The sequence below is a fragment of the Pseudomonas sp. S34 genome (assembly GCF_009866745.1).
Taxonomy (GTDB): domain Bacteria; phylum Pseudomonadota; class Gammaproteobacteria; order Pseudomonadales; family Pseudomonadaceae; genus Aquipseudomonas; species Aquipseudomonas jessenii.
The window spans coordinates 525,676-550,155 of sequence record NZ_CP019398.1; the positions used below are offsets into that span (position 1 = coordinate 525,676).

Here is a 24,480-nt window from a genome sequence, read left to right on the forward strand (position 1 = left end):
TGTATGCGATTGCCAGAACCCTGGGGAAGCTGTGGTAAAGTCAGCGTCCTTTTCATCGACATTCGCGTGATATGACCGACTCCAGTCTCTGCGCAAGCCCATCGAGCTTGAAAATCTACTTCCGCCTGCTCGGCTATGTCCGGCCGTATATCAGCCTGTTTCTGATCAGCATCGTCGGTTTTCTGATTTTCGCTTCGACACAGCCAATGCTGGGCTACATCCTCAAGTACTTTGTCGACGGTCTATCCAATCCTGAAGCGGTGCTGTTTCCAACAGTGCCCTACCTGCGGGATCTGCAACTGCTGCAGGCGGTGCCATTGTTGATCATCCTGATCGCCGCGTGGCAGGGGTTGGGGTCGTATCTGGGCAACTACTTCCTGGCCAAGGTTTCCCTGGGCCTGGTCCATGACTTGCGGGTCCAGTTGTTCAACAACCTGCTGGTGTTGCCAAACCGGTATTTCGACAAGCATAACTCGGGGCACCTGATTTCACGTATTACCTTCAACGTGACCATGGTCACGGGGGCGGCAACAGATGCGATCAAGGTCGTAATCCGTGAAGGCATGACGGTGATCTTCCTGTTTGCCTCGCTGTTGTACATGAACTGGCGCCTGACGCTGGTCATGGTCGCCATCCTGCCGCTGATCGCCCTCATGGTGCGCACGGCCAGCAAGAAATTCCGCAAGCAGAGCAAGAAAATCCAGCTGGCCATGGGGGACGTGACGCATGTGGCGTCCGAAACGATCCAGGGCTATCGCGTGGTGCGCAGCTTCGGCGGTGAAAAGTACGAAGAGAAACGCTTCTTCGATGCCAGCCAGGGCAACACCGACAAGCAATTGCGCATGACCCGCACCGGCGCCATCTACACGCCGTTGCTGCAACTGGTGATCTACACCGCCATGGCCGTGCTGATGTTCCTGGTGCTGTTCCTGCGGGGCGATGCGTCGGCCGGCGACATGGTGGCCTACATCACTCTGGCTGGCCTGCTGCCCAAGCCGATTCGCCAGCTGTCCGAAGTCAGCTCGACCATCCAGAAGGGCGTGGCCGGCGCTGAAAGTATCTTCGAGCAACTGGATGTCCAGCCTGAAGTCGATACCGGCACCGTCGAGCGTGATGTGGTCAGCGGTCGCCTGGATGTGCGCAACCTCAGCTTTACCTACCCTGACACCGAGCGTCAGGTGCTCAATGATATCAGTTTCTCGGTCGAGCCCGGGCAAATGGTGGCCTTGGTGGGACGTTCGGGCAGCGGCAAGTCGACCCTGGCCAACCTGATTCCGCGTTTCTATCACCACGACAAGGGCGAAATCCTGATCGATGGCGTCGAAGTGGAACAGTACAAGCTGTTGAACCTGCGTCGGCATATCGCCCAGGTGACTCAGCACGTGACCCTGTTCAGCGATACCGTGGCCAACAACATCGCCTATGGCGACCTGGCTGGCGCACCCCGTGAAGACATTGAAAAGGCGGCCAAGGATGCCTACGCGATGGACTTCATCGCTCAATTGCCTGAAGGCCTGGACACCCAGGTCGGGGAAAACGGCGTGCTGCTGTCCGGTGGCCAACGCCAGCGCCTGGCGATTGCCCGGGCACTGTTGAAGAATGCTCCGCTGCTGATCCTCGATGAGGCGACTTCGGCGCTCGATACCGAGTCCGAGCGGCATATTCAGGCAGCCCTGGACCAGGTCATGAAAGGTCGCACCACGCTGGTGATCGCTCACCGCCTGTCGACCATCGAGAAGGCCGACCTGATCCTGGTCATGGATCAGGGGAAAATCGTCGAGCGCGGCACCCATGAACAACTGCTGGCGCAAAACGGCTACTACTCGCGCCTCAACGCGATGGGCCTCGACGCCCCGGCCGAAGACATCGCCTGACCCCGAAAGGGCGAGCCTGGCTCGCCCTTTCGCACTCCCGTCGAAACCGGTCAGCCACTACCGTGACTTTGTTGATTTCGCCTAGCGGGTTTATTGCTCAAAAAATGAGCAAAAAATGTTGGCGAATCATCCGGTTGCAGCCACCGCACTAGCCGACACCAACCCTGTGTTAATATCGCGCCCCTGTTCATTCTGTATGTGGGTTGCACCATGAAGTTGTCCATGCCGCGATTCGATCAAGCCCCTGTCTTGGTGGTCGGCGATGTCATGCTCGACCGTTACTGGCATGGTGGTACCTCACGGATTTCTCCTGAGGCACCGGTGCCGGTGGTCAAGGTCGATCACATCGAAGACCGCCCGGGCGGTGCTGCCAACGTTGCCTTGAACATTGCCGCCTTGGGGGCTCCGGCTTCGCTGGTCGGTGTCACCGGCGACGATGAAGCCGCCAACAGCCTGGTCAACAGCCTCAAGGGCGCCGGCGTGCGGGCCATCTTCCAGCGCATTGCGCACCAGCCGACCATCGTCAAGCTGCGGGTCATGAGCCGTCACCAGCAATTGCTGCGCATCGACTTCGAAGAACCCTTCGCCACCGACGCGCTGGCGCTGGCCGCGCAGGTCGATGAGTTGCTCGAAGGCATCAAGGTGCTGGTGCTGTCCGACTACGGCAAAGGCGCGCTGAAAAACCATCAGGCGCTGATCCAGGCTGCCCGCGCCCGCGGCATTCCGGTGCTGGCCGATCCCAAGGGCAAGGATTTCTCGATCTACCGTGGTGCGAGCCTGATCACGCCAAACCTCAACGAATTCGAAACCATCGTCGGTGGTTGCGCCGATGAGCACGAATTGGTGAGCAAGGGCGCGCAACTGATGCACGACCTGGACCTCGGTGCCTTGCTGGTGACCCGTGGCGAGCACGGCATGACCTTGCTGCGCCCGGATCATCCAGCGCTGCACTTGCCGGCCCGGGCCCGTGAAGTGTTTGACGTGACCGGTGCCGGCGACACAGTAATTTCCACCCTGGCGGCCGCGATTGCTGCGGGTGAGGAGTTGCCCCACGCGGTGGCCCTGGCCAACCTGGCGGCCGGTATTGTGGTCGGCAAGCTCGGTACGGCGGCCATCAGTGCGCCTGAACTGCGTCGTGCGATTCAGCGCGAGGAAGGTTCCGAGCGTGGAGTGCTGGGCCTTGAGCAGCTGTTGCTGGCGGTCGATGATGCCCGCGCGCACAACGAGCGGATCGTGTTCACCAACGGTTGCTTCGACATCCTGCACGCCGGTCATGTGACCTATCTGGAGCAGGCGCGGGCTCAGGGTGATCGCCTGATCGTGGCGATCAACGACGATGCATCGGTCAGCCGCCTGAAAGGGCCAGGCCGTCCGATCAACAGTGTCGACCGGCGCATGGCCGTACTGGCTGGCCTGGGTGCGGTGGACTGGGTGATCAGCTTCTCGGAAGGCACCCCGGAAAACCTGCTGAGCGCGGTCAAGCCGGACGTGCTGGTCAAGGGCGGCGACTACGGCATCGACCAGGTGGTCGGCGCGGACATCGTGACGGCCTATGGCGGTACCGTGAAAGTGCTGGGGCTGGTGGAAAACAGCTCGACCACCGCGATTGTCGAGAAGATCCGCAAGTCTGAATAATCTGCGGCCACCTGTGGCGAGGGGGCTTGCTGTGGCGAGGGGGCTTGCCCCCGTTGGGTTGCGAAGCGACCCTAAAACCTGCAACTGCGGGGTATCAGGTACACCGCATGCACGGGTTCTCCGACTGCTTCGCAGCCGAACGGGGGCAAGCCCCCTCGCCACAAAAATCCACGTGATCTTCCTATCGTGCCGCTTTACGCGGCACTATTTTCTTCAGCAACAGCTTGGCCTTCCCGCGTAACCGCGCCAGGCCCGAATCCTTCCCCGGCGGGGTCAGGCCCTGCTGCCTCACCCAGTCCTTCCAGCGAATTCGCTCGTCGCGAACCAGCCAGCCTTCCTGTCGGGCAAAACTCTCGGCCAGGTACAGTCCGCGCGTGCTGGCGGGACACAACTGATCCTTTTTCAAGGTGTAGAGCTCAGCCATCGGGTGGCCGTCCTGCAAGGGCATCAAGTACAGATCGGGGCGCTTGCGGTCGAGGCGGGCGACGAGTTGATCGCCTTCCAGTCGTTCATCGACATGGAACAGGCTCAGGGATTTGGCTTCCTTGGGAACGTCCAGGCGCAAGTCGTAGATCAGTTGCAGTGACGCCGTTGGCAAATGCACGTAAGCCCGCGGACGCTCCATCAGCATCAGGTTGGCGCAACGTACCGGTCGCGCCGAGCCAGACAGTGGCGACAAGCGAAACGGCAGGGCTTCACGGTAATGCAGGGCGGCCGAGTAGGGCGCTGGCAGCCAGGTGTCGTTGAACCGACCACCGAGCCAGCCTTCCGGGGTTTCCAGCAGGCACTCTTCGGCTATCTCCTGGATCGCCGTGTGCAAGGGCAGATTCAGTTCATGGGCGGGCACGTAACCGGAGATCAGCTTGAGCACCACATCGCCACGGTCCTGCCGGCGTTGGCGCACCAGCACCCAATAGTCGCGATTCTGCCAATGCAGGGTCAGGCGCACCGAAACCCCGAGGTTGGCCAGCTCCAGGGCAAACCGTTCGCTGTCGCCGACCGTCACCGGTCGACGACGTTGCAGAGTCTGGGAAAAATTCAGCGGCCTGCCGACGCTCTGATAAGCCAGGCCTTCGGGGGTCGCTTCGACGAATAACGGCAGGGTCTTGAAGTTGCTCGGGTTCTTTCTGATGAGCGTACGCGACATGTCGGCTCCTGCTTAAGGCCGCGTGAGCGGCGTCAGTGGCTACGTAGGACCTGGGCAACGGTCGCGACATTGTGGGCGAGGTGCAGCGGATTGATGGTCCCGACAATAGCACTGGCAACACCCGGATGTTCAAACAACAACTCGAAACTGGCGCGCACCGGATCCACGCCCGGACTCAGGCAGACATGACCACTGGCGAGGGCTTTCTTGACCAGAATGGCTTTGCCGTGTGCAGCAGCATAGTCAATGACGGCCTTCTCGTTTTGTTCGTTCAGATTGTAGGTGACCATCGCGCAATCGCCTTGCTCCAGTGCCTTGAGGCCACCGTCGACGGTTTTGCCGGAAAACCCGAAACCGCGAATCTTGCCTTCGGCCTTGAGCGCGGCGAGGGTGTCGTAGACTTCGCAGTCATTGAGGATCGCCAGGTCGTTACCATCGGAGTGCACCAGCACCAGGTCGATGAAGTCCGTTTCCAGGCGGTGCAGGCTGCGTTCCACCGACATTCGAGTGTGTGCGGCGCTGAAATCGTGACGGGACTGGCCGTCGGCAAACTCCTCGCCGACCTTGCTGACAATCACCCAATCCTGACGCTGACCGCGCAGCAACGGGCCGAGGCGTTCTTCGCTGCGACCATAGGCCGGGGCGGTGTCGATCAGGTTGATGCCCAGGTCGCGGGCGAGTTTGAGCAGCCTGCGTGCTTCATCGTCATCGGGAATCTGGAAGCCGTTGGGGTACTTCACCCCTTGGTCGCGGCCCAGTTTCACGGTGCCCAGGCCCAGGGGGGAAACCAGCAGGCCGGTGCTGCCCAACGGGCGATGCAGGTCGTGCAGGGTCGGTTGGCTCATGGCAGCAGTTGCTCCCAGGCCGGTACGCCCATCGGCGGCTTTGGCAGTTCAGGCAGTGCTGCCGGATGGCTTGGCTGGATACCGTCGCGGGTCAGGCTGGCGATCACGCGGTCGGCGAAGTCCGGTGCCAGGGCGAGTTTTGTCGGCCAGCCCACCAGCAGTCGGCCTTCCTCGGCCACAAAGGCGTTGTCGGGACGGGTCAGGCCTGATTGCAGCGGTTCGGCGCGATCCACGCGCAAGGTGGCCCATTGCACTGTGCTCAGGTCGATCCATGGCAGCAATTGACCTAGTTCTTTCTGTGCGGTGGCGATCTGCTCGGCGGGCTCACGGGTCACGCCTTCGGATTCCGCGATATCGCCGCCCAGGTACCAGACCCATTGGCCATCCGCCGCCGGGTGCGTGGTCACGGTGATGCGCGGTTTGGTACCACCACCCAGGCAGTGGGCGTACAGCGGTTTGAGGCTTGGCCCCTTGGCGATGATCATGTGCAACGGGCGGCGCTGCATGGCGGGCTGGCTCAGGCCCAGCGTTTCAAGCAATGCCGCGGTTCCGGCGCCGGCGCTCAGGACGATGCGTTGGGCACGGATCTCGCGCTCGTCCACCTTCAGGCCGACCAGCACGCCGCCTTCGAGCAGCGGCTCGATCTTCTGCCCGGCGAGCAAGCCATCTCCGGCCAGGTCGGCCAGGCGCTGGATCAGGCTTGGCACGTCGACCACCAGTTCCGCCAGGCGATAGACCTTGCCCTTGAAACGTTTGTCCTGCAGGGCTGGCGGCAATTGCTCGCCCTTGACCTGATCGACGCGGCCGCGCACGGCTTTGCTGGCGAAGAAACTGGTGAGGTTGCCGGCGAGGGTGCCAGGGGACCAGAGGTAATGAGCTTCGGACAACAGTCGCACCCCGGACAGGTCCAGTTCGCCGTCGCCAGCCAAGGCTTCACGCCAGCGGCGCGGCATGTCGGCGATGGCTTCCGAGGCACCGGTCAGGGCGCCATGCAGCGCGTATTTGGCGCCCCCGTGGATGATGCCCTGGGACTTGACACTCTGCCCGCCGCCGAGGCTGGCGCTTTCCACCAGCACGGTCGAAAAACCCTGGCGACGCAGGCGTGCATTCAGCCAGAGGCCGGCGACACCAGCGCCGACAATCAGCACGTCGGTGGAAATAACGGATGGCATTCGGCGACCTCTGTGTTCAAGACGAGGGCGCAGTATACAGACTCGAAGATTGGAGGGGCTGACGCCAGTGCTCTCGAGCCAACGAGTAACCCTGTGGGAGCGAGCTTGCTCGCGATAGCGGTGGGTCAGTCAACATTGATGCTGAATGCCATGCCGTCATCGCGAGCAAGCTCGCTCCCACCGGGGATCGTGTTTCGAGCTCTAGTGCCCGGCAGTCTTGGAGAAGAGCTGGATGACCACGACACCCAGCACAATCAGCGCCATCCCCATCATCGCCGGCACGTCCAGCTTCTGCCCATAGATAAACAGGGCCGCGACGCTGACCATCACGATTCCCATGCCGGCCCACACGGCGTACGCCACGCCCACCGGAACGCTGCGCACCACCAGGGTCAGCATCCAGAAGGCGATCCCGTAACCGACGATGACCAGCACCAGTGGCAGCGGGGTGCTGAAGCCTTTGACCGCTTTCATCGAAACAGTGGCAATCACTTCGGCGCAGATGGCAATGGCCAGGTAGTAGTAAGCGGTCATGGGTCAATCCTCGTGTGAAGTGTTGCTCTCTGAGGTCGGCATTCTAGAGATTCGCCAGATGCGGTAAAGTCATTACCTATCTGTTTGAGAGATGGGTTGAGCCATGAGCATGCAATGGAATCTGGAGCAGCTGCGGTTGTTTGTGAGCGTAGCGGAGCAGCGTTCGTTTTCTGCTGTGGCGCGCGATCAGCGCAAGGCGCAGTCGGCAGTCAGCAGTTCGATAGCGTTGCTGGAAGAAGACCTGGGCGTCAGCCTGTTCGACCGCAGCAGCGGCCGTCAGCCGAAACTCACTGAAGCCGGCACGGCTTTGCTGGACGAAGCGCGGGAAGTGTTGCGCCAGTGCGAACGGCTCAATGGCCGGGCGCTGGCGATGATGCGCGGGCAGGAAGCTCGACTGCGTGTGGCACAGGATGAGGCGATGCCTTATCAGCCGATCATCGAAAGCTTCGAAGCCCTGGCGGAAAAATTCCCCAGCCTTGAAGTGCAACTGACCAGCGCCGCCCAAGGCGATGTCGCGCGCAAGCTGGTGGAGCGGCGCGCCGATCTGGGGTTGCTGTTCTTTCACGATCAGATTTCCGAGGCACTTGAGCGGCGGGTGCTGGGCAGCGTGGAAATGGTCACGGTGTGCGGCAAGGATCATCCGTTGGCGTGCAAGGGCACAGTGGACGGCCAGCAACTGGCGCAACATCGGCAGTTGCTGATGTCCACAGAGTCGAGCATTTATCCCGGCAGTGATCCGGCCAGCCCGCAGGTCTGGCGCGCCGACAGCTTTTATGTGATGGCCGAATGGCTGGTGCGCGGCCTCGGCTGGGCCTGGTTGCCACGCCACGTGGTGCAGTACCCGACCTATCAGAACCAGATGGTCGAACTGGTCAGCGAATGGACCCCGCCGGCCCTGGTGGTGGAACTGGTATGGCGCCGGGATGAACCGCTCGGTCCGGCCGCGCGCTGGCTCGCCGAACGTTTTGCCGTGCACTTGCAGACGATAGGCGAAAAAAGCCGATAAACTCCGCCGCCATGAATAGAACTCTCTACACCGCGCTGTTTTATCTGGGGCTGCCATTGGTAGCGATTCGGCTTTGGCTGCGCGCGCGCAAGGCGCCGGCGTATGCCAGGCGCATCGGCGAGCGCTTTTCCTACGGGATGCCGACGATGAAACCGGGCGGCATCTGGGTGCACGCCGTGTCGGTGGGCGAAAGCATTGCGGCCGCACCGATGATTCGCGCCTTGCTGGCGCGTTATCCGAATCTGCCGATCACCGTGACCTGCATGACCCCGACCGGTTCGGAACGCATCCATGCACTGTTCGCCAATGAGCCGCGCATCCAGCACTGCTATCTGCCCTATGACCTGCCTTGCGCTGCCCGGCGCTTCCTTGATCGGGTCCAGCCGAAACTGGCGGTGATCATGGAAACCGAACTGTGGCCCAACCACATCCATCAATGTGCCAAGCGCGGAATCCCCGTGGCGTTGGCCAATGCGCGGCTGTCCGAGCGTTCGGCCAGAGGTTACGGCCGGTTCCCCAGGCTGACCCAGCCGATGCTGGCCGAGATGAGCCTGTTCGCGGTGCAGACCGAAGCCGAGGCCCAGCGCTTGCGCGACCTGGGTGCGCGGACGGAAACCGTCGAAGTGACCGGGTCGATCAAGTTCGACCTGACCATCGACCCGCAACTGCTGGAGCGCGCCGTTGAGCTGCGCGGGCAATGGCAGGCGCTGGCACGACCGGTGTGGATCGCGGCCAGTACCCATGACGGCGAAGACGAGGTGGTGCTGGCGGCCCACCGTCAGTTGTTGGCCAGTCACCCCGATGCCCTGCTGATTTTGGTGCCGCGTCATCCTGAGCGCTTCAATTCGGTGTTCGGGTTGTGCCAGCAACAAGGGTTTGCCACGGTCCGGCGCTCCAGCGGCGAAGCGGTCAGTGCGAATACTTCAGTGCTGCTGGGCGACACCATGGGCGAGTTGCTGTTTCTCTACGCCCTGGCGGACAGCGCATTTGTCGGTGGCAGCCTGGTGCCGAATGGCGGGCATAACCTGCTGGAGCCGGCGGCCCTGGCTAAACCGGTGTTGAGCGGTCCGCATCTTTTCAACTTCCTCGAAATCGCCGCGCAGTTGCGCAGTGCCGGGGCGTTGCAGGAAGTGGAAGATGCCGAAGGGCTGGCGGTGGCGGTGCAGCGACTGTTCGAACTGCCGCGAGATGCGCAGCGCATGGCTGAGGCCGGGTTGACGGTGATGCGCACCAATCAGGGGGCGTTGCAGCGGTTGCTGGATGGGTTGGGGCGGTTGATCGAGCGTTAGACCGAGTTGTATTCATTCGCGAGCAAGCCCGCTCCCACATTGGATCTTCTGTGAACACAGGTTTTGTGTACGACAGCAGCTCAATGTGGGAGCGGGCTTGCTCGCGAAGCTTTTGCTTTTACTGATCAGGCCGCGCTTTCAACTGCTCCTCTGCCGCCTTGGCCAGATCCGGAGGCAGGAAGTCCTTGTCCGGGTTGTAGTTCGGGTTGAGCCAGCGTGCCAGGACTTGCAGGTCCCCCGGATTCAACGTGCCGGCCTGTTGCTTCAAGCGCAGGTTGTCGAGGATGTAGTCGTAGCGGGTGTTGTTGTAGTCGCGCACCGAGGTGTAGAGCGAGCGCTGCGCATCCAGCACGTCGACGATGTTTCGCGTACCCACCTGATAGCCGATTTCAGTCGCTTCCACCGCGCTCTGGTTGGAGATGATCGATTGCTTGCGCGCCTGTACCTGCTCGACATCGGTGTTCACCGCGCGGTGCAGGTCGCGGGTGTTTTCCACGATGCTGCGGCGCAGGGATTCGCGTTGCTGTTCGGTCTGGTCCAGTTGTGCATAGGACTGACGCACCTGGGAGTTGATCAGGCCACCGCTGTAGATCGGGATGTTCAGTTGCAGGCCCACGGTCGTTTGCTCGACGTTGCCGCCGTAGGGTTGGCCCAAGGGAACCGGATTGCTGAAGCCCAGCGCATCGTTGTCGCCTTTCTCGTACTTGGCGACCGCGTCAAGCGTTGGCAAGTGCCCGGACCTGCGCTGCTTGACGGTTTGCTCGGCGGCGCTGACGGCATAGTTGCTGGCCAACAGATTGAGGTTCTGCCTGCCCGCGGTTTCGACCCATGCCTTGGCGTCGTTCGGTACTGGCGGCAGGATCGGCAAGTCATGCCTGATGCCCCAGATCGAGTTGTACTGACGGTTGGTCAGGGTAATCAATGCTTCAAAGGCGTCGTCCACCTGGCGCTGCGCAACGATGCGGTTGGCGCGAGCGGTGTCGTAGCTGGCCTGTGAGTTCAATACGTCGGTCTTGTCCGAGAGGCCGACATCGAAACGCTCATTGGATTGATCGAGCTGGCGTTTGAACGCCGCTTCTTCGGCCTTGGTCGAAGCCAGGTTGTCCTGGCTGCGCAGCACGTTGAAATAGCTGTCAGCGGTTTGCAGGATCAGGTTTTGCTCGGTCGCCGAGAGTTGCAGGGCGGCCTGTTCGTTGACTTCCTTGGCGGCCTGGAACTGGAACCAGCGATCGGCGCGGAACAGCGGCTGCGCCAGGGTGGCCTGGTAGGAATGAGCGTCGCGGTTGGTCGTGCCCGAAGGTTGATCGAGCGACGTACGCACCTCGGAAACATTGGCGCCGCCCGAGAGGTTCGGCAGCAGCCCGGCGCGGGCCTGGGGCACGACTTCTTTCTGCGCGCCATATTGGGCGATGGCAGCCGCCAGGTCGGCGTTGTTGTTGACGGCTTCTTGATACACGCTGACCAGGTCCGTCTTGGCCGATAAGGGCACATCTGCTGCCCAGGCCATTCCGTTGGACGCACAAGACACGGCGAGGGCCAGTGAGAGTTTGCGCAGCATAGACGATCCCTAGAATTGATATTACAGAGGTAATTTGAGCGCCAAGGCTAAGGCCCTGCTTTGACAGCGTCAATGCGCGGCTCAGCGTAGCGAGTGTAGTTGTGCATTCGGACGGCAACAATCCTGATACTGCGTGTAATTACGCCATTCATCATGGTGTTTGCCGTGGGGTTGGCGTTCTTTGCCAGTTGTGTCTAGACTGGCCGGGTTCTTGTCGGGGTGCCTTGCTTTGAGGCTGAGATCGAATAATTTCGGATCCCGTTGAACCTGATCAGGTTAGCGCCTGCGTAGGGAACAAGATTTCTCGTCACCCGGCGAGTCCTCTTGTGCTTCGTCCGGGATGTTGTTCGACAATCGAACACCCCTCGAGCACTGAGCACAGCACAGCTGGTTTTCCCAGCGCCCGTGCGTCCATTCGTTTACAGGTTCGCTCCGACAAAAATCCACTGCCTGGATGTGTGTCTGGAGAGCCCGTGATGACTACAAAAGCAAAAATCGCCACCAACCTGAGTGATTCGGCCAAGGTCGATCAGCAATCGGTTCAGCCGTTTACCCGCTCGCAAAAAATCTATGTTCAGGGCACTCGCCCGGACATCCTCGTGCCGATGCGCGAAATCAGCCTGGACGTGACGCCGACCGACTTCGGTGGCGAGGTCAACGCACCGGTGGTGGTGTATGACACCTCGGGCCCGTACACCGACCCCAATGTGATCATCGATGTGCGCAAAGGCCTGGCCGATGTGCGTTCGCCGTGGATCGAATCCCGTGGCGACACCGAGCGCCTGAGCGGCCTGAGTTCGAATTTTGGCCAGGAGCGACTTGCCGATCCGGAGCTGACCAAGCTGCGCTTCGCCCACGTCAACAACCCGCGCCGCGCCAAGCCTGGCGCCAACGTCAGCCAGATGCACTACGCGCGCAAAGGCATCATCACCGCCGAGATGGAATACGTCGCCATCCGCGAAAACATGAAGCTGGAAGTGGCCCGCGCCGCCGGCCTGCTGGACCAGCAACACGCCGGCCACAGCTTCGGCGCCAGTGTGCCGAAAATCATCACCCCGGAATTCGTCCGTGACGAAATCGCCCGTGGCCGCGCGATCATTCCGGCCAACATCAACCACACCGAACTGGAACCGATGATCATCGGCCGTAACTTCCTGGTGAAGATCAACGGCAACATCGGCAACAGTGCACTGGGTTCGTCCATCGAAGAAGAAGTGGCGAAACTGACCTGGGGCATTCGCTGGGGTTCGGACACGGTCATGGACCTGTCCACGGGCAAGCACATCCACGAAACCCGCGAGTGGATCATCCGTAACTCGCCGGTGCCGATCGGTACGGTGCCGATCTACCAGGCCCTGGAAAAAGTCGGCGGTGTGGCCGAAGACCTGACCTGGGAGCTGTTCCGCGACACGCTGATCGAGCAGGCCGAGCAGGGCGTCGACTACTTCACCATCCACGCCGGCGTGCTATTGCGCTACGTGCCGATGACCGCCAAGCGCGTGACCGGCATCGTCTCCCGTGGCGGTTCGATCATGGCCAAGTGGTGCCTGGCGCACCACAAAGAGAACTTCCTCTACACCCATTTCGAAGACATCTGCGAAATCATGAAGGCCTACGACGTCAGCTTCTCGCTGGGCGATGGCCTGCGTCCGGGCTCGATTGCCGACGCTAACGACGAAGCGCAGTTCGGCGAACTGGAGACCCTCGGCGAGCTGACCAAGATTGCCTGGAAACACGACGTGCAGTGCATGATCGAAGGCCCGGGCCACGTGCCGATGCAGTTGATCAAAGAGAACATGGACAAGCAGCTCGAATGCTGCGACGAGGCGCCGTTCTACACCCTTGGCCCGCTGACTACCGACATCGCGCCAGGCTACGACCACATCACCTCCGGTATCGGTGCGGCGATGATCGGCTGGTTTGGTTGCGCGATGCTCTGCTACGTGACGCCGAAGGAGCACCTGGGCCTGCCGAACAAGGATGACGTGAAGACCGGGATCATCACCTACAAGATCGCCGCGCATGCCGCCGATCTGGCGAAGGGGCATCCGGGCGCACAGATCCGCGACAATGCCTTGAGCAAGGCGCGTTTTGAATTCCGTTGGGAAGACCAGTTCAACCTGGGGCTCGATCCGGACACCGCGCGTTCGTATCACGATGAAACCCTGCCGAAGGATTCGGCCAAGGTGGCGCACTTCTGCTCCATGTGCGGGCCAAAATTCTGCTCGATGAAGATCACCCAGGAAGTCCGCGAGTATGCGGCCAACCAGCGGATCGAAGCGGTCGACGTGGACGTCGCCCAAGGCATGGCCGAACAGGCCGAGCGCTTCAAGCAGGAAGGCAGTCAGCTGTATCAGAAAGTTTGATCTGATCCTGGATTGGCGGTGCCTGTGGCGCCGCCTTCGCGAGCAAGCCCGCTCCCACATTCGACCTGTGTACGCAGGACCAATGTGGGAGCGGGCTTGCTCGCGAAAGCGCCAGATCAGACAGCGAAACTCTCAATGACAAAACATATTCCTCTGAGATAACACCCTTGAGCATTCAACCCAGCACTTACTCCCCCGATATCGCGGTGCCGACCGACAAGCGTGTATTCGGCGGCCGCGATCTGTTTTCCCTGTGGTTCTCCCTCGGTATCGGCCTGATGGTCCTGCAGACTGGTGCATTGCTCGCGCCGGGCCTTGGCCTGTCCGGTTCGTTGCTGGCAATTTTTCTTGGCACCCTGGTCGGCGTTCTGCTGCTGGCGGCGGTCGGCGTGATCGGTAGCGACACCGGCCTGTCGTCGATGGCCGCACTCAAACTCAGCCTCGGCGCCAAAGGCGCAAGCCTGCCGGCGGTACTGAACCTGCTGCAATTGATCGGCTGGGGTTCGTTCGAAATCATCGTCATGCGCGATGCTGCCAGCCTGCTGGGCGCGAAGGCCTTCAACGAAGGTAGCCTGCTGTCCAATCCCGTGCTGTGGACGCTGTTCTTCGGCGCACTGGCGACCTTGCTCGCGGTCAGCGGTCCGCTGACTTTCGTGCGCCAGATCCTGCGCAAATGGGGCATCTGGCTGCTGCTGGCCGCGTGTGTCTGGCTGACCTGGAACCTGTTCGCCAAGGCTGACCTGGCCGCATTGTGGGCCCAGGCCGGTGACGGTTCGATGCCGTTCGCCGTGGGTTTCGACATCGCCATTGCCATGCCGCTCTCGTGGTTGCCGCTGATCGCCGACTACTCGCGCTTCGGCAAACGGGCGAAAAACGTCTTCGGCGGCACCGCCATCGGTTTCTTCATCGGCAATTTTTGGCTGATGAGCCTGGGCGTGGCCTACACCCTGGCGTTCGCGCCGAGCGGTGAAGTCAATGCCTTGCTGCTGGCGCTGGCCGGCGCCGGCCTGGGGATTCCGCTGTTGTTGATTCTGCTGGATGAATCGGAAAACGCCTTTGCCGATATTCACTCGGCGGCGGTGTCCAGCGGGATTCTGTTGCGCGCCAAAGTCGAGCACCTGGCGTTGGCCATCGGCGTTATCTGCACGCTGATTGCCCTGCTGGCGCCGTTGGCCCAGTACCAGAACTTCCTGCTGCTGATCGGTTCGGTGTTTGCGCCGTTGTTCGGCGTAGTGCTGGTGGATCACTTCATCCTGCGCAAACGCAGTGGCCAGGTGGCGTCAGCCGCGTTGCGCTGGCCGGCGCTGCTCGCCTGGCTGGGCGGGGTCAGCACCTATCACTTGCTGGCCAACCTGTATCCGGATGTCGGCGCAACCCTGCCGGCACTGGTAGTGGCAGGGTTGCTCCAGCTAGTGCTGGGTCGGGCCTTCAGTTACGGCCGGGAAACAGCTCGGGCTTGATGATGCCGTTCAGGCGAGGGTAGGGGATCTTCAGTTCGACATGGCCCAGCGCGTAAGGCGCGATGGTGCTGGTTTCGTATTTGAGGATTACCCCGCCGTAGGTCAGCGCCACGTTCCGGGTTTTCTGGAACGGCCAGCTCTTCACGAACTCCGGTTCCTGATCGAGCTTGGTGCTGATCAACCAGCTGTTGTGTGCCACTTGCGCGGCTTTCCAGAACGCGTCTTCCTGCCCAGGCACCAGCATGTCCGACAGCGTCAGCACTTTATGCTGTTGGCGTGAATAGTTGATGAACCCTCGACCTGGGGTGCCATGGGCACCGCCGGTGTCCAGGTAGCTGGACAATTCGACGATCACCAAGCCGTCATGCTGCTCACGTACCTTTGCCTGCAGATAGCTGCTGAAGCGCGGTCCGGCGGTGCGCAAAAACTCTTCGCGATAGGCCGCCAGGGTCGGGGCGATCGGCGCGTCGGGCGAGGTGCGGGTCATTTGCAGCAGGCGCTTTTCGATGATGCCGTCCAGTGCAGGCTCGTCCGGGAAGTGCAGGGTGTCGATGTTGACCAGCGGGCAATCCGGGTTGCTGCAACCGGGCTTGAGTTGCTCGGAGGCGTCGCGGGTGGTTTCCAGCGGCGTCCGGTAGTTGGGCTGGAACAGGCTCGCGCAAGCGCCCAGGGTCAGGGCGATAGCGGCCACGGAGGCGATTTTGAAAAGCGACATGAGCGTCCTTTCTGAAACAGGGAAGGCAAAAAGTTACCGGCTTCGACTCTCAACAAAGCAGTCAGTTCGCCACTAAGCTAATTAGAGTGGGTTTCGCCCTCACCGTCCATCCCGCTGACGGGAAAGGGGCTGCATCAAACGTCACGGGCGCGTTAGGATGGCGCGAAGTCGAGGCCCAGGAAAAAAGCAGCCTCGAACAGGATTTGCAGTAAAAGAGGATAGTCATGACGGATTTTGCCAACGCCATTCCGACCGCCGTTGATATCGTGCGGCGCGAAAAGTGCTACGAGGGCTTCTACAAACTCGAACGCGTGCACTTGCGCCACGAATTGTTCGCCGGGGGCATGAGTCGCGAGATCAATCGTGAAGTGTTCGTTCGCCATGACGCGGTATGCATGCTGCCTTACGATCCACAACGCGATGAAGTGGTGCTGATCGAGCAGTTTCGCGTCGGCGCCATGGGCAAGACCGACAACCCGTGGCTGATCGAACTGGTCGCTGGTCTGATCGACAAGGATGAAGTGCCGGAAGCAGTTGCTCACCGCGAAGCGCAGGAGGAAGCTGGGCTTGAAATCGGGGCGCTCTGGCCGATGACCAAATACTTTCCATCGCCGGGCGGCAGCAACGAATTCGTGCATCTGTACCTGGGGCGTTGCGACACTACCGGGGTTGGCGGCCTGCATGGGCTGGAGGAAGAGGCAGAAGACATCCGCGTCACGGTCTGGGCTTTCGACGATGCCCTGCAAGCCGTGCGCGACGGGCGTATTGCCAACGCGGCGAGCATCATTGCCTTGCAATGGCTGGCTTTGAACCGCGTTGAAGTGAGGGGGTTATGGTCGTAAACAAGCTGCGCGATCGCTATCGGGTGGACCTGGTGGGGCTGCAAGCGTCCTGCGAGGCGAACTACGCGCGCTTGATGCGACTGCTGCCGGACATGCGCAGCGAGCCCGCCGCGCGGCGCATCGCCGTGACCCATGGCGACCAGATGCTCGGTGTGCTGGCCCTGGAAGTCCTGCTGACCTGCCCCTACACCACGACCCTGCAAGTGCGTCAGGAACACAGCCTGCCCTGGCTGCCGGTGCCGCAACTGGAAGTGCAGGTCTATCACGACGCGCGCATGGCCGAAGTGGTCAGCGCCGAACATGCACGACGCTTTCGCGGCATCTATCCTTACCCGAACGCCTCGATGCACCAGCCGGACGAAAAGGCCCAGCTGAACATGTTTCTGGGCGAGTGGCTGAGCCATTGCCTGGCGCTGGGGCATGAGTACGAAGTTGTCCGTTAAACGAGCAACGCAGTTGTGAACTGTGTCAGGTTCAACAGTTTCCCCTTTCGGTCATCCCCCAGCATAATTGCGGCACTTACCCATCCCCGTGATCACGCCCTGGGAGAACGCCTTGCCGAGCGTATCCACATTGACCACCGCCGATCCGGCGTTGCTGGTGCAACTCTCCGACAGTCACCTGTTTGCCGAAGCGGACCGCGCGTTGCTGGGCATGAACACCCGCGACAGCCTGCAAAAGGTCATCGAACTGGTGCGCGCGCAACAGCCGCGGATTGACTTGATCCTGGCCACGGGTGATCTGTCCCAGGACGGGACGCTGGAGTCCTACCAACAGTTTCGCGACATGACGCGTCAGCTCGATGCGCCGGCGCGCTGGATTCCCGGCAATCACGATGAGCCGCAGATCATGGCCGAGGCGGCGGTGCAGAGCGCTTTGCTCGAACCGGTGGTGGATATCGGCAACTGGCGGGTCACGTTGCTCGATTCGGCGGTGCCAGGCTCGGTGCCGGGTTATTTGCAGGATGAACAGCTGCAGTTGCTCGCCCGCTCGTTGAGCGAAGCGCCGGAGCGCCATCATCTGGTGTGCTTCCACCATCACCCGGTGTCCATCGGTTGTGCATGGATGGAACCGATCGGCTTGCGCAATCCCGAGGCGCTGTTCGCCGTGCTGGATCGCTTCGAGCAGGTACGTGCGGTGTTGTGGGGGCATGTGCACCAGGAAATCGACCGGATGCGCAACGGCGTACGTTTGATCGCCTCGCCCTCTACCTGCATCCAGTTCGAGCCGGGCAGCGAAGATTTCAAGGTCGGGGAACAGGCGCCGGGCTATCGCTGGTTGCGACTGCTGCCCGACGGGCGGCTGGAAACCGGGGTGGAGCGGGTTACCGGGTTTGATTTCACTGTGGATTACGGTTCCAACGGCTACTGATTTTTTCATTTTTTCTGGAAAACCTAGTCGCGCCCTTCGCGAGCAAGCCCGCTCCCACAGGGGGAGCTTGTGACCGACGCAGGTCCAGTGTGGGAGCGGGCTTGCTCGCGAAGGCGTCTACACAGACACCGTGGATTCTGTGGATATCCCCGATTCCCCGAGTCCCTGTAAACTCCGCCTCTTTAGCCGACGCACAGGGAGCTCAAATGTCCGGTTCGATCCTTTATATCCACGGCTTCAACAGCTCGCCGTTGTCGAAGAAGGCCTGTCAGTTGGTCGAGGTGATGGAGCGTCTGGGCCTGAGCGAACACCTGCGTGTTCCGGCATTGCACCATCACCCGCGCCAGGCTATCGAGCAGCTGGAGCAGGCGATTGCCGAGCTGGGGCGGCCACTGCTGGTCGGCAGCTCGCTCGGCGGCTACTATGCCACTCACCTTGCCGAGCGCCATGGCTTGAAAGCCCTGTTGATCAACCCTGCCGTCAGCCCGCACCGGATGTTCGACGGCTTTCTGGGGACGCAGAAAAACCTGTATACCGAAGAGACCTGGGAAATGACCCACGACCACGTGGTGGCCCTGGCCGAACTGGAAGTGCCGGCGCCCCAGGATCCACAGCGTTATCAGGTATGGTTGCAGACGGCTGACGAAACGCTGGACTATCGCCTCGCCCAGCAGTATTACCGGGCATGCGCCTTGCGTATCCAGGCCGGCGGCGACCACAGTTTCCAGGGTTTTGCCGGGCAATTGCCGGCCATGTTGAGTTTTGCCGGCATTGGCGCCGATTTGTATCAGGCAATCGATTTCACCGCACTGTGAGCGATAGCCCCATGAATTCTTTTTTCACCGAACACTGACGACGAGACCCCATGGCCACTCCCAGCGCTAGCTCTTATAACGCAGACGCCATCGAAGTCCTCTCGGGCCTCGACCCGGTGCGCAAACGCCCCGGCATGTACACCGACACCAGTCGGCCGAACCACCTTGCCCAGGAAGTCATCGACAACAGTGTCGACGAAGCCTTGGCCGGGCATGCCACATCGGTGCAGGTGATCCTGCATGCCGACCATTCCCTGGAGGTCAGCGATGACGGCCGAGGCATGCCGGTGGACATTCACCCCGAGGAAGGTGTTTCGGGCGTCGAGTTGATCCTCACCAAGCTGCATGCCGGTGGCAAGTTTTCCAACAAGAACTACCAGTTCTCCGGCGGCTTGCACGGGGTGGGTATTTCCGTGGTCAACGCCTTGTCCACCGAAGTGCGGGTGCGTGTAAAACGTGACGGCAACGAATACCAGATGACCTTCAAGGATGGCTACAAGGCCACCGAGCTTGAAGTCGTCGGTACTGTCGGCAAGCGCAATACCGGGACCAGCGTGTTCTTTGCGCCGGACCCGAAATACTTCGACTCACCAAAATTCTCCATCAGCCGCCTCAAGCACGTGCTCAAGGCCAAGGCCGTTCTGTGCCCGGGCTTGCTGGTCAGTTTTGAAGACAAGGCCACCGGCGAGAAAGTCGAATGGCATTACGAAGACGGCCTGCGTTCCTATCTGGTGGATGCGGTCAGCGAATTCGAGCGCCTGCCGAACGAACCGTTCTGCGGCGCTTTTGCCGGTAACAAGGAAGCCGTGGATTGGGCGCTGCTGTGGCTGCCGGAAGGCGGCGATGCGGTGCAGGAAAGCTACGTCAACCTGATCCCGACGGCCCAGGGCGGTACCCATGTCAACGGTCTGCGTCAGGGCCTGCTCGACGCCATGCGCGAGTTCTGCGAATTCCGCAGCCTGCTGCCGCGTGGTGTGAAGCTGGCACCGGAAGACGTCTGGGAACGCATCGCCTTTGTTCTGTCGATGAAGATGCAGGAACCGCAATTCTCCGGGCAGACCAAGGAGCGCCTGTCGTCCCGTGAAGCGGCGGCGTTCGTCTCCGGTGTGGTCAAGGATGCGTTCAGCCTGTGGCTCAATGCCAACCCGGAAACCGGCATGTTGCTGGCGGAACTGGCGATCAACAACGCCGGCCGTCGCCTCAAGGCCAGCAAGAAGGTCGAGCGCAAACGCGTTACCCAAGGCCCGGCGCTGCCGGGCAAACTGGCCGACTGTGCCGGACAGGACCCGATGCGTTCCGAGCTGTTCCTGGTCGAAGGTGATTCCGCCGGCGGTTCGGCCAAGCAGGCGCGGGACAAGGAGTTCCAGGCGATCCTGCCGTTGCGCGGCAAGATCCTCAATACCTGGGAAGTCGACGGCAGCGAAGTGCTGGCCAGCCAGGAAGTGCACAACATCGCCGTGGCCATCGGTGTCGATCCGGGCGCGGCGGACATGAGCCAGCTGCGCTACGGCAAGATTTGCATCCTCGCCGACGCCGACTCCGACGGTCTGCACATCGCGACCTTGCTGTGCGCCTTGTTCGTCCAGCATTTCCGCCCGTTGGTCGATGCCGGTCACGTTTACGTCGCGATGCCGCCGTTGTACCGCATCGACCTGGGCAAAGAGATCTACTACGCCCTCGATGAAGCCGAGCGCGACGGGATTCTCGATCGCCTGGTGGCCGAGAAGAAGCGCGGCAAGCCGCAGGTCACCCGATTCAAGGGTCTGGGCGAAATGAACCCGCCGCAGTTGCGCGAGACCACCATGGACCCGAACACCCGGCGTCTGGTGCAGTTGACCCTGGAAGATTTCGAGGCTACCTCGGAGATGATGGACATGCTGCTGGCGAAGAAGCGTGCCGGTGACCGCAAGACCTGGCTGGAGTCCAAGGGCAACCTGGCCGAGGTGCTGGGCTGATGCGCTTGGGCTTTGCCCTGGCGTGTGCGTTGCTGCTGACCTCAATGACGGTGTCTGGCGAACCGACACCGCAACTGCGTCTGTTGTCCGAGCATGCCGTCGATGGCATGCGCGGCGGCAACCTGTCCGGGTTGGCCCAGTGCGGCAAGGAGCTGTGGACGGTCTCCGACGGTGACGATGATCAGATCTATCGTCTCGATACCCGGGCCAACGTCTGGCGCGCACAGGCCGTGGGCATCGGCGTACCTGAAGTACCTGACAGCGGGTTGCCCTGGGGATTGCGTTCGCGGACCTGGGCCGCTTCGTTCGTGCGTGGCGGCAATCTGGATTTCGAAGGCATCACCTGTGACCGCGCCGGCAATCGTTACGTGGTCAGCGAATCCCATGCAGCGGTGTTGCAAATACCGCCAACCGGGCCGACTTCCTGGCTGAAGATTTCGCCGCTCATGGCGCGCGAAGCCCGGGCCAGAGGCATGTTGTTGCGCTTCAATGCACTGTTCGAAGGCTTGGCAATCAATCCTGAAGGTGACCAGTTGTGGTTGGCTGCCGAGCGCGAGAACCGCGGGTTGCTGCTGATCAAGCGCAAGCAATCGGTGTGGGACTGCGATGGTGGATGCGTGCTGCTGAGTGAAGCCGGGAATGAAATGCAACCCGCACAGTTTCCCCACGCCAGAGCGATGCCTCGGGATTTTGCCGATCTGTCATTGTTCAACGGCAAGCTGTTTACCCTGGAGCGCAATGCGTTCGAGGTCTGCCGCCGAGATGCGCTGACCGCCAAGGTCGAGCGTTGCTGGTCGTTTGCCGAAGAGGCATTGCAGGAAAATCGGCGTTATCCACAGGATTATGGCCTCGCGGAAGCGCTGGTAGTGGACGCTGACGGTGCCTGGATCGGTATCGACAACAACAACGGTGCTCGCGCCGATGGCGAAGTCCGTCCGGTAGTCTGGCGTTTTGCTGCACCGGAAGGTGGCTGGAGTGCCAAGTCATGAGACAACGAAGCCCGGGGCAGCGCATCGGCCGGGTGTTTATGGTACTGGCCTGGTGTGCCGCGTTGTTTCTGGCCACGCGTTTTTTCGGCCAGTGGGAAGCGCGTCAGCAAAATCCGAACGTGGTGGTCAGCTCGGAGCAGGGCGAGGGTTTCATTGAGGTGAAACTGGTGAGCAATGCGCAGGGGCATTTTGTCGCCAGCGGTCAGATCAACGGCCATCCGGTGGACTTCATGCTCGATACCGGGGCGACAGATGTGTCGATTCCGGCGGACCTGGCCAAGCGTTTGAAGCTGGAAGAAGGATTCGGCGTGACCCTGAGCACGGCCAATGGCCTGAGCCAGGGCTATCGCACCCGTATCGAGCGGCTGCAGCTGGGCGACATCGTGCTGCGGGATGTACGCGCACTGGTGGCCCCGGGGCTGCATGGCGATCAAGTGTTGCTCGGCATGAGCGCACTGAACAAACTTGAATTTACCCAGCGCGGTGGCACCATGCTGCTGCGCCAGACAACGAACCGATGAGGCCCGCATGAGCGACTCCCTTGATCTCAGCCTGGACGGTGTAGAACGCCGGTCACTGGCTGACTTCACCGAAAATGCCTACCTCAACTACTCCATGTACGTGATCATGGACCGTGCCCTGCCGCATATCGGCGACGGCCTGAAACCGGTACAGCGGCGTATCGTCTACGCCATGAGCGAGCTGGGGCTGGACGCTGATTCCAAGCACAAGAAGTCGGCACGTACTGTCGGTGACGTGCTCGGTAAATTCCACCCCCACGGCGACTCGGCCTGCTACGAAGCCATGGTGCTGATGGCCCAGCCGTTCAGCTATCGCTATACGCTGGTCGACGGCCAGGGCAACTGGGGTGCGCCGGATGATCCCAAGTCCTTCGCCGCCATGCGCTACACCGAAGCGCGGCTGTCGCGTTATTCCGAAGTGCTGCTCAGCGAACTGGGCCAGGGCACGGCGGATTGGGGCCCGAACTTCGACGGTACGCTGGACGAGCCGCTGGTGTTGCCGGCCCGCCTGCCGAACATCCTGCTCAACGGCACCACCGGTATCGCCGTGGGCATGGCCACCGACGTGCCGCCGCACAACCTGCGGGAAGTCGCCACGGCGTGCGTGCGTTTGCTCGATGAGCCCAAGGCCACGGTCGAACAGCTCTGTGAACACATCCAGGGCCCGGACTACCCGACCGAAGCGGAAATCATCACCCCGCGCGCCGACCTGCTGAAAATCTACGAAACCGGTCGCGGTTCTGTGCGCATGCGCGCCGTGTATCACATCGAAGACGGCGACATCATCGTCACCGCGCTGCCGCATCAGGTCTCGGGCGCCAAGGTGCTGGAGCAGATCGCCGCGATGATGCAGGCCAAGCCGTCCAAGGCGCCGCAAATTGCCGACCTGCGTGACGAATCCGACCACGAAAACCCGTGCCGGATCGTGATCATTCCGGGCGCACGGAAAAACTTCGACCACGATGCGCTGATGCAGCACCTGTTCGCCAGCACCGAGCTGGAGTCGAGCTACCGGGTCAACATCAACATCATCGGCCTGGACGGCAAGCCGCAGCTGAAAAACCTGCGGGCGCTGCTGGTCGAGTGGCTGGAGTTCCGGGTGCAGACCGTGCGTCGTCGCCTGCAATTCCGCCTCGACAAGGTCGAGCGTCGCCTGCACCTGTTGGACGGTTTGTTGATTGCCTACCTCAACCTGGATGAAGTGATCCACATCATCCGCACCGAGGAGCAGCCACGGGCCAGGCTGATCGAACGCTTCGCCCTGAGCGAAATCCAGGCCGACTACATCCTCGACACCCGTCTGCGTCAGTTGGCGCGACTGGAAGAGATGAAGCTGCGTGCCGAGCAGGATGAACTGCTCAAGGAACAAGCCAAGCTGCAAGCCCTGCTCAGCAGCGAAGCCAAGTTGAAAAAACTGGTGCGCAGCGAACTGATCAAGGACGCTGAAACCTACGGTGATGACCGCCGGTCGCCTATTGTCGAGCGCGCCGAAGCCAAGGCCCTGACCGAGCACGACCTGCTGCCGAACGAGAAAGTGACGGTCGTGTTGTCGGAAAAAGGCTGGATTCGCTCCGCCAAAGGCCACGAAATCGACGCCACCGGGCTTTCCTACAAGGCCGGGGACGGCTTCAAGGCACTGGCAGCCGGGCGCTCCAACCAGTTTGCCGTGTTTATCGACTCCACGGGCCGCAGTTATTCGGTGGCCGCCCACACCTTGCCGTCGGCCCGTGGCCAGGGCGAGCCGCTGACCGGTCGCCTGACGCCGCCGCCAGGGGCGAGTTTCGAGTGCGTGCTGATGCCGGAAGACGATGCGCTGTACGTGATCGCCTCCGACGCCGGCTACGGCTTCGTGGTCAAGGGTGAAGACCTGCAGGCCAAGAACAAGGCGGGCAAGGCCCTGTTGAGCCTGCCGAACAACGCCAAGGTCATGCTGCCGCGTCCTGTGGCCGATCGTGAGCAGAACTGGCTGGCATCGGTGACGACCGAAGGTCGCCTGCTGATCTTCAAAATCAGCGACCTGCCACAATTAGGTAAAGGCAAAGGCAACAAGATCATCGGGATTCCCGGTGAGCGAGTGGCCAGTCGTGAAGAGTATGTGACGGACATCGCGGTATTGCCGGACGGTGCAACACTGGTGTTGCAGGCCGGGAAACGTACCTTGTCACTGAAAGCGGACGATCTCGAACACTACAAGGGTGAACGTGGTCGTCGTGGCAACAAGTTGCCGCGTGGCTTCCAGAGGGTAGACGCGCTGCTCGTCGAAAACCTCAATTAGGCGACTTAGAAGCGCCGAACTACGAATTAACCCGTAGTTCGGCGCTTTACGCTGGAGTCGGAACGCATATTCACGGATGATATGGCCTTTCAAGCGCCGGCGTTGCCGCGC

Annotated in this window: 20 protein-coding genes and 1 riboswitch; of the genes, 14 read left to right on the forward strand and 6 right to left on the reverse strand. The window is 61.4% G+C overall.

What is annotated here, in order from left to right:
* The first annotated feature begins 71 nt into the window (after positions 1-71).
* Positions 72-1,874, forward strand: coding sequence for a lipid A export permease/ATP-binding protein MsbA (gene msbA, locus PspS34_RS02265; protein WP_057712276.1), 1,803 nt, complete (start codon positions 72-74; stop codon positions 1,872-1,874).
* Positions 1,875-2,084: 210 nt separating this feature from the next.
* Complete coding sequence (hldE, locus tag PspS34_RS02270) at positions 2,085-3,509, forward strand: bifunctional D-glycero-beta-D-manno-heptose-7-phosphate kinase/D-glycero-beta-D-manno-heptose 1-phosphate adenylyltransferase HldE (RefSeq protein WP_090452776.1); 1,425 nt, start codon at positions 2,085-2,087, stop codon at positions 3,507-3,509.
* A 181-nt stretch (positions 3,510-3,690) separates the two neighbouring features.
* Here the strand turns inward: hldE and PspS34_RS02275 are convergent, their stop codons facing one another.
* From PspS34_RS02275 to PspS34_RS02290, 4 genes are all read right to left on the reverse strand, one after another.
* On the reverse strand, positions 3,691-4,656 hold the full coding sequence (locus PspS34_RS02275) for a hypothetical protein (RefSeq protein ID WP_057712274.1): 966 nt from the start codon (positions 4,654-4,656) through the stop codon (positions 3,691-3,693).
* 32 nt (positions 4,657-4,688) lie between these two features.
* Positions 4,689-5,501: an aldo/keto reductase gene (locus PspS34_RS02280; RefSeq protein ID WP_057712273.1), complete on the reverse strand. Its 813-nt coding sequence runs from the start codon at positions 5,499-5,501 to the stop codon at positions 4,689-4,691.
* Positions 5,498-6,673 (reverse strand): FAD-dependent oxidoreductase, encoded by a 1,176-nt coding sequence (locus tag PspS34_RS02285; protein ID WP_057712272.1) that lies wholly within the window; start codon positions 6,671-6,673, stop codon positions 5,498-5,500. The genes PspS34_RS02280 and PspS34_RS02285 overlap by 4 nt, the downstream gene beginning before the upstream one ends.
* 201 nt (positions 6,674-6,874) lie before the next feature.
* Positions 6,875-7,207 (reverse strand): multidrug efflux SMR transporter, encoded by a 333-nt coding sequence (locus tag PspS34_RS02290; RefSeq protein WP_150811907.1) that lies wholly within the window; start codon positions 7,205-7,207, stop codon positions 6,875-6,877.
* A gap of 103 nt (positions 7,208-7,310) precedes the next feature.
* Here PspS34_RS02290 and PspS34_RS02295 point away from each other — a divergent pair, with 103 nt between their 5' ends.
* Entirely contained in the window at positions 7,311-8,213 is a 903-nt protein-coding gene (locus PspS34_RS02295) for a LysR family transcriptional regulator (RefSeq protein ID WP_174245498.1), read from the forward strand.
* Positions 8,214-8,224: 11 nt separating this feature from the next.
* Positions 8,225-9,502 (forward strand): lipid IV(A) 3-deoxy-D-manno-octulosonic acid transferase, encoded by a 1,278-nt coding sequence (gene waaA / locus PspS34_RS02300; RefSeq protein ID WP_154861139.1) that lies wholly within the window; start codon positions 8,225-8,227, stop codon positions 9,500-9,502.
* A 118-nt stretch (positions 9,503-9,620) separates the two neighbouring features.
* Here the strand turns inward: waaA and PspS34_RS02305 are convergent, their stop codons facing one another.
* Positions 9,621-11,060: a TolC family outer membrane protein gene (locus PspS34_RS02305; RefSeq protein ID WP_154861138.1), complete on the reverse strand. Its 1,440-nt coding sequence runs from the start codon at positions 11,058-11,060 to the stop codon at positions 9,621-9,623.
* Positions 11,061-11,265: 205 nt separating this feature from the next.
* A riboswitch (TPP riboswitch) is annotated at positions 11,266-11,371 on the forward strand.
* Between the two features lie 165 nt (positions 11,372-11,536).
* Here PspS34_RS02305 and thiC point away from each other — a divergent pair.
* Entirely contained in the window at positions 11,537-13,426 is a 1,890-nt protein-coding gene (thiC, locus tag PspS34_RS02310; RefSeq protein WP_008063536.1) for a phosphomethylpyrimidine synthase ThiC, read from the forward strand.
* Positions 13,427-13,593: 167 nt separating this feature from the next.
* Positions 13,594-14,886, forward strand: coding sequence for a putative hydroxymethylpyrimidine transporter CytX (gene cytX, locus PspS34_RS02315; RefSeq protein WP_154861136.1), 1,293 nt, complete (start codon positions 13,594-13,596; stop codon positions 14,884-14,886).
* Here the strand turns inward: cytX and PspS34_RS02320 are convergent.
* Positions 14,855-15,601: an RsiV family protein gene (locus tag PspS34_RS02320; protein WP_154861135.1), complete on the reverse strand. Its 747-nt coding sequence runs from the start codon at positions 15,599-15,601 to the stop codon at positions 14,855-14,857. The two genes, cytX and PspS34_RS02320, sit on opposite strands and share 32 nt — an antisense overlap.
* Before the next feature lie 224 nt (positions 15,602-15,825).
* On the opposite strand from PspS34_RS02320, the gene PspS34_RS02325 reads away from it, so the two are divergent.
* From PspS34_RS02325 to parC, 8 genes are all read left to right on the forward strand, one after another.
* Positions 15,826-16,443: an NUDIX domain-containing protein gene (locus PspS34_RS02325; RefSeq protein ID WP_150811903.1), complete on the forward strand. Its 618-nt coding sequence runs from the start codon at positions 15,826-15,828 to the stop codon at positions 16,441-16,443.
* Positions 16,434-16,886 carry a DUF1249 domain-containing protein gene (locus PspS34_RS02330; RefSeq protein WP_007977461.1) on the forward strand — a complete coding sequence of 151 codons (453 nt, stop codon included), beginning with the start codon at positions 16,434-16,436 and terminating at the stop codon, positions 16,884-16,886. The genes PspS34_RS02325 and PspS34_RS02330 overlap by 10 nt, the downstream gene beginning before the upstream one ends.
* A gap of 112 nt (positions 16,887-16,998) precedes the next feature.
* Entirely contained in the window at positions 16,999-17,814 is an 816-nt protein-coding gene (cpdA, locus tag PspS34_RS02335) for a 3',5'-cyclic-AMP phosphodiesterase (RefSeq protein ID WP_057712263.1), read from the forward strand.
* A 206-nt stretch (positions 17,815-18,020) separates the two neighbouring features.
* The gene (locus tag PspS34_RS02340; RefSeq protein WP_090452792.1) at positions 18,021-18,629 is read left to right on the forward strand and encodes a YqiA/YcfP family alpha/beta fold hydrolase; all 609 of its coding nucleotides are present in this window, start codon (positions 18,021-18,023) and stop codon (positions 18,627-18,629) included.
* Positions 18,630-18,679: 50 nt separating this feature from the next.
* Positions 18,680-20,584, forward strand: coding sequence for a DNA topoisomerase IV subunit B (gene parE / locus PspS34_RS02345; RefSeq protein WP_090452794.1), 1,905 nt, complete (start codon positions 18,680-18,682; stop codon positions 20,582-20,584).
* Positions 20,584-21,573 (forward strand): esterase-like activity of phytase family protein, encoded by a 990-nt coding sequence (locus PspS34_RS02350; RefSeq protein ID WP_154861134.1) that lies wholly within the window; start codon positions 20,584-20,586, stop codon positions 21,571-21,573. The genes parE and PspS34_RS02350 overlap by 1 nt, the downstream gene beginning before the upstream one ends.
* Positions 21,570-22,094: a TIGR02281 family clan AA aspartic protease gene (locus PspS34_RS02355; RefSeq protein WP_057712259.1), complete on the forward strand. Its 525-nt coding sequence runs from the start codon at positions 21,570-21,572 to the stop codon at positions 22,092-22,094. Before PspS34_RS02350 ends, PspS34_RS02355 begins: the two co-directional genes overlap by 4 nt.
* Positions 22,095-22,101: 7 nt before the next feature.
* Positions 22,102-24,369, forward strand: coding sequence for a DNA topoisomerase IV subunit A (gene parC / locus PspS34_RS02360; RefSeq protein ID WP_057396215.1), 2,268 nt, complete (start codon positions 22,102-22,104; stop codon positions 24,367-24,369).
* Positions 24,370-24,480: the final 111 nt, after the last annotated feature.

Coding starts and splice junctions, on each gene's coding strand:
- msbA (WP_057712276.1), top strand. CDS start 72: ATGACCGACTCCAGTCTCTGCGCAAGCCCATCGAGCTTGAAAATCTAC.
- hldE (WP_090452776.1), top strand. CDS start 2,085: ATGAAGTTGTCCATGCCGCGATTCGATCAAGCCCCTGTCTTGGTGGTC.
- PspS34_RS02275 (WP_057712274.1), bottom strand. CDS start 4,656: ATGTCGCGTACGCTCATCAGAAAGAACCCGAGCAACTTCAAGACCCTG.
- PspS34_RS02280 (WP_057712273.1), bottom strand. CDS start 5,501: ATGAGCCAACCGACCCTGCACGACCTGCATCGCCCGTTGGGCAGCACC.
- PspS34_RS02285 (WP_057712272.1), bottom strand. CDS start 6,673: ATGCCATCCGTTATTTCCACCGACGTGCTGATTGTCGGCGCTGGTGTC.
- PspS34_RS02290 (WP_150811907.1), bottom strand. CDS start 7,207: ATGACCGCTTACTACTACCTGGCCATTGCCATCTGCGCCGAAGTGATT.
- PspS34_RS02295 (WP_174245498.1), top strand. CDS start 7,311: ATGAGCATGCAATGGAATCTGGAGCAGCTGCGGTTGTTTGTGAGCGTA.
- waaA (WP_154861139.1), top strand. CDS start 8,225: ATGAATAGAACTCTCTACACCGCGCTGTTTTATCTGGGGCTGCCATTG.
- PspS34_RS02305 (WP_154861138.1), bottom strand. CDS start 11,060: ATGCTGCGCAAACTCTCACTGGCCCTCGCCGTGTCTTGTGCGTCCAAC.
- thiC (WP_008063536.1), top strand. CDS start 11,537: ATGACTACAAAAGCAAAAATCGCCACCAACCTGAGTGATTCGGCCAAG.
- PspS34_RS02320 (WP_154861135.1), bottom strand. CDS start 15,601: ATGTCGCTTTTCAAAATCGCCTCCGTGGCCGCTATCGCCCTGACCCTG.
- PspS34_RS02325 (WP_150811903.1), top strand. CDS start 15,826: ATGACGGATTTTGCCAACGCCATTCCGACCGCCGTTGATATCGTGCGG.
- PspS34_RS02330 (WP_007977461.1), top strand. CDS start 16,434: ATGGTCGTAAACAAGCTGCGCGATCGCTATCGGGTGGACCTGGTGGGG.
- PspS34_RS02340 (WP_090452792.1), top strand. CDS start 18,021: ATGTCCGGTTCGATCCTTTATATCCACGGCTTCAACAGCTCGCCGTTG.
- parE (WP_090452794.1), top strand. CDS start 18,680: ATGGCCACTCCCAGCGCTAGCTCTTATAACGCAGACGCCATCGAAGTC.
- PspS34_RS02350 (WP_154861134.1), top strand. CDS start 20,584: ATGCGCTTGGGCTTTGCCCTGGCGTGTGCGTTGCTGCTGACCTCAATG.
- PspS34_RS02355 (WP_057712259.1), top strand. CDS start 21,570: ATGAGACAACGAAGCCCGGGGCAGCGCATCGGCCGGGTGTTTATGGTA.
- parC (WP_057396215.1), top strand. CDS start 22,102: ATGAGCGACTCCCTTGATCTCAGCCTGGACGGTGTAGAACGCCGGTCA.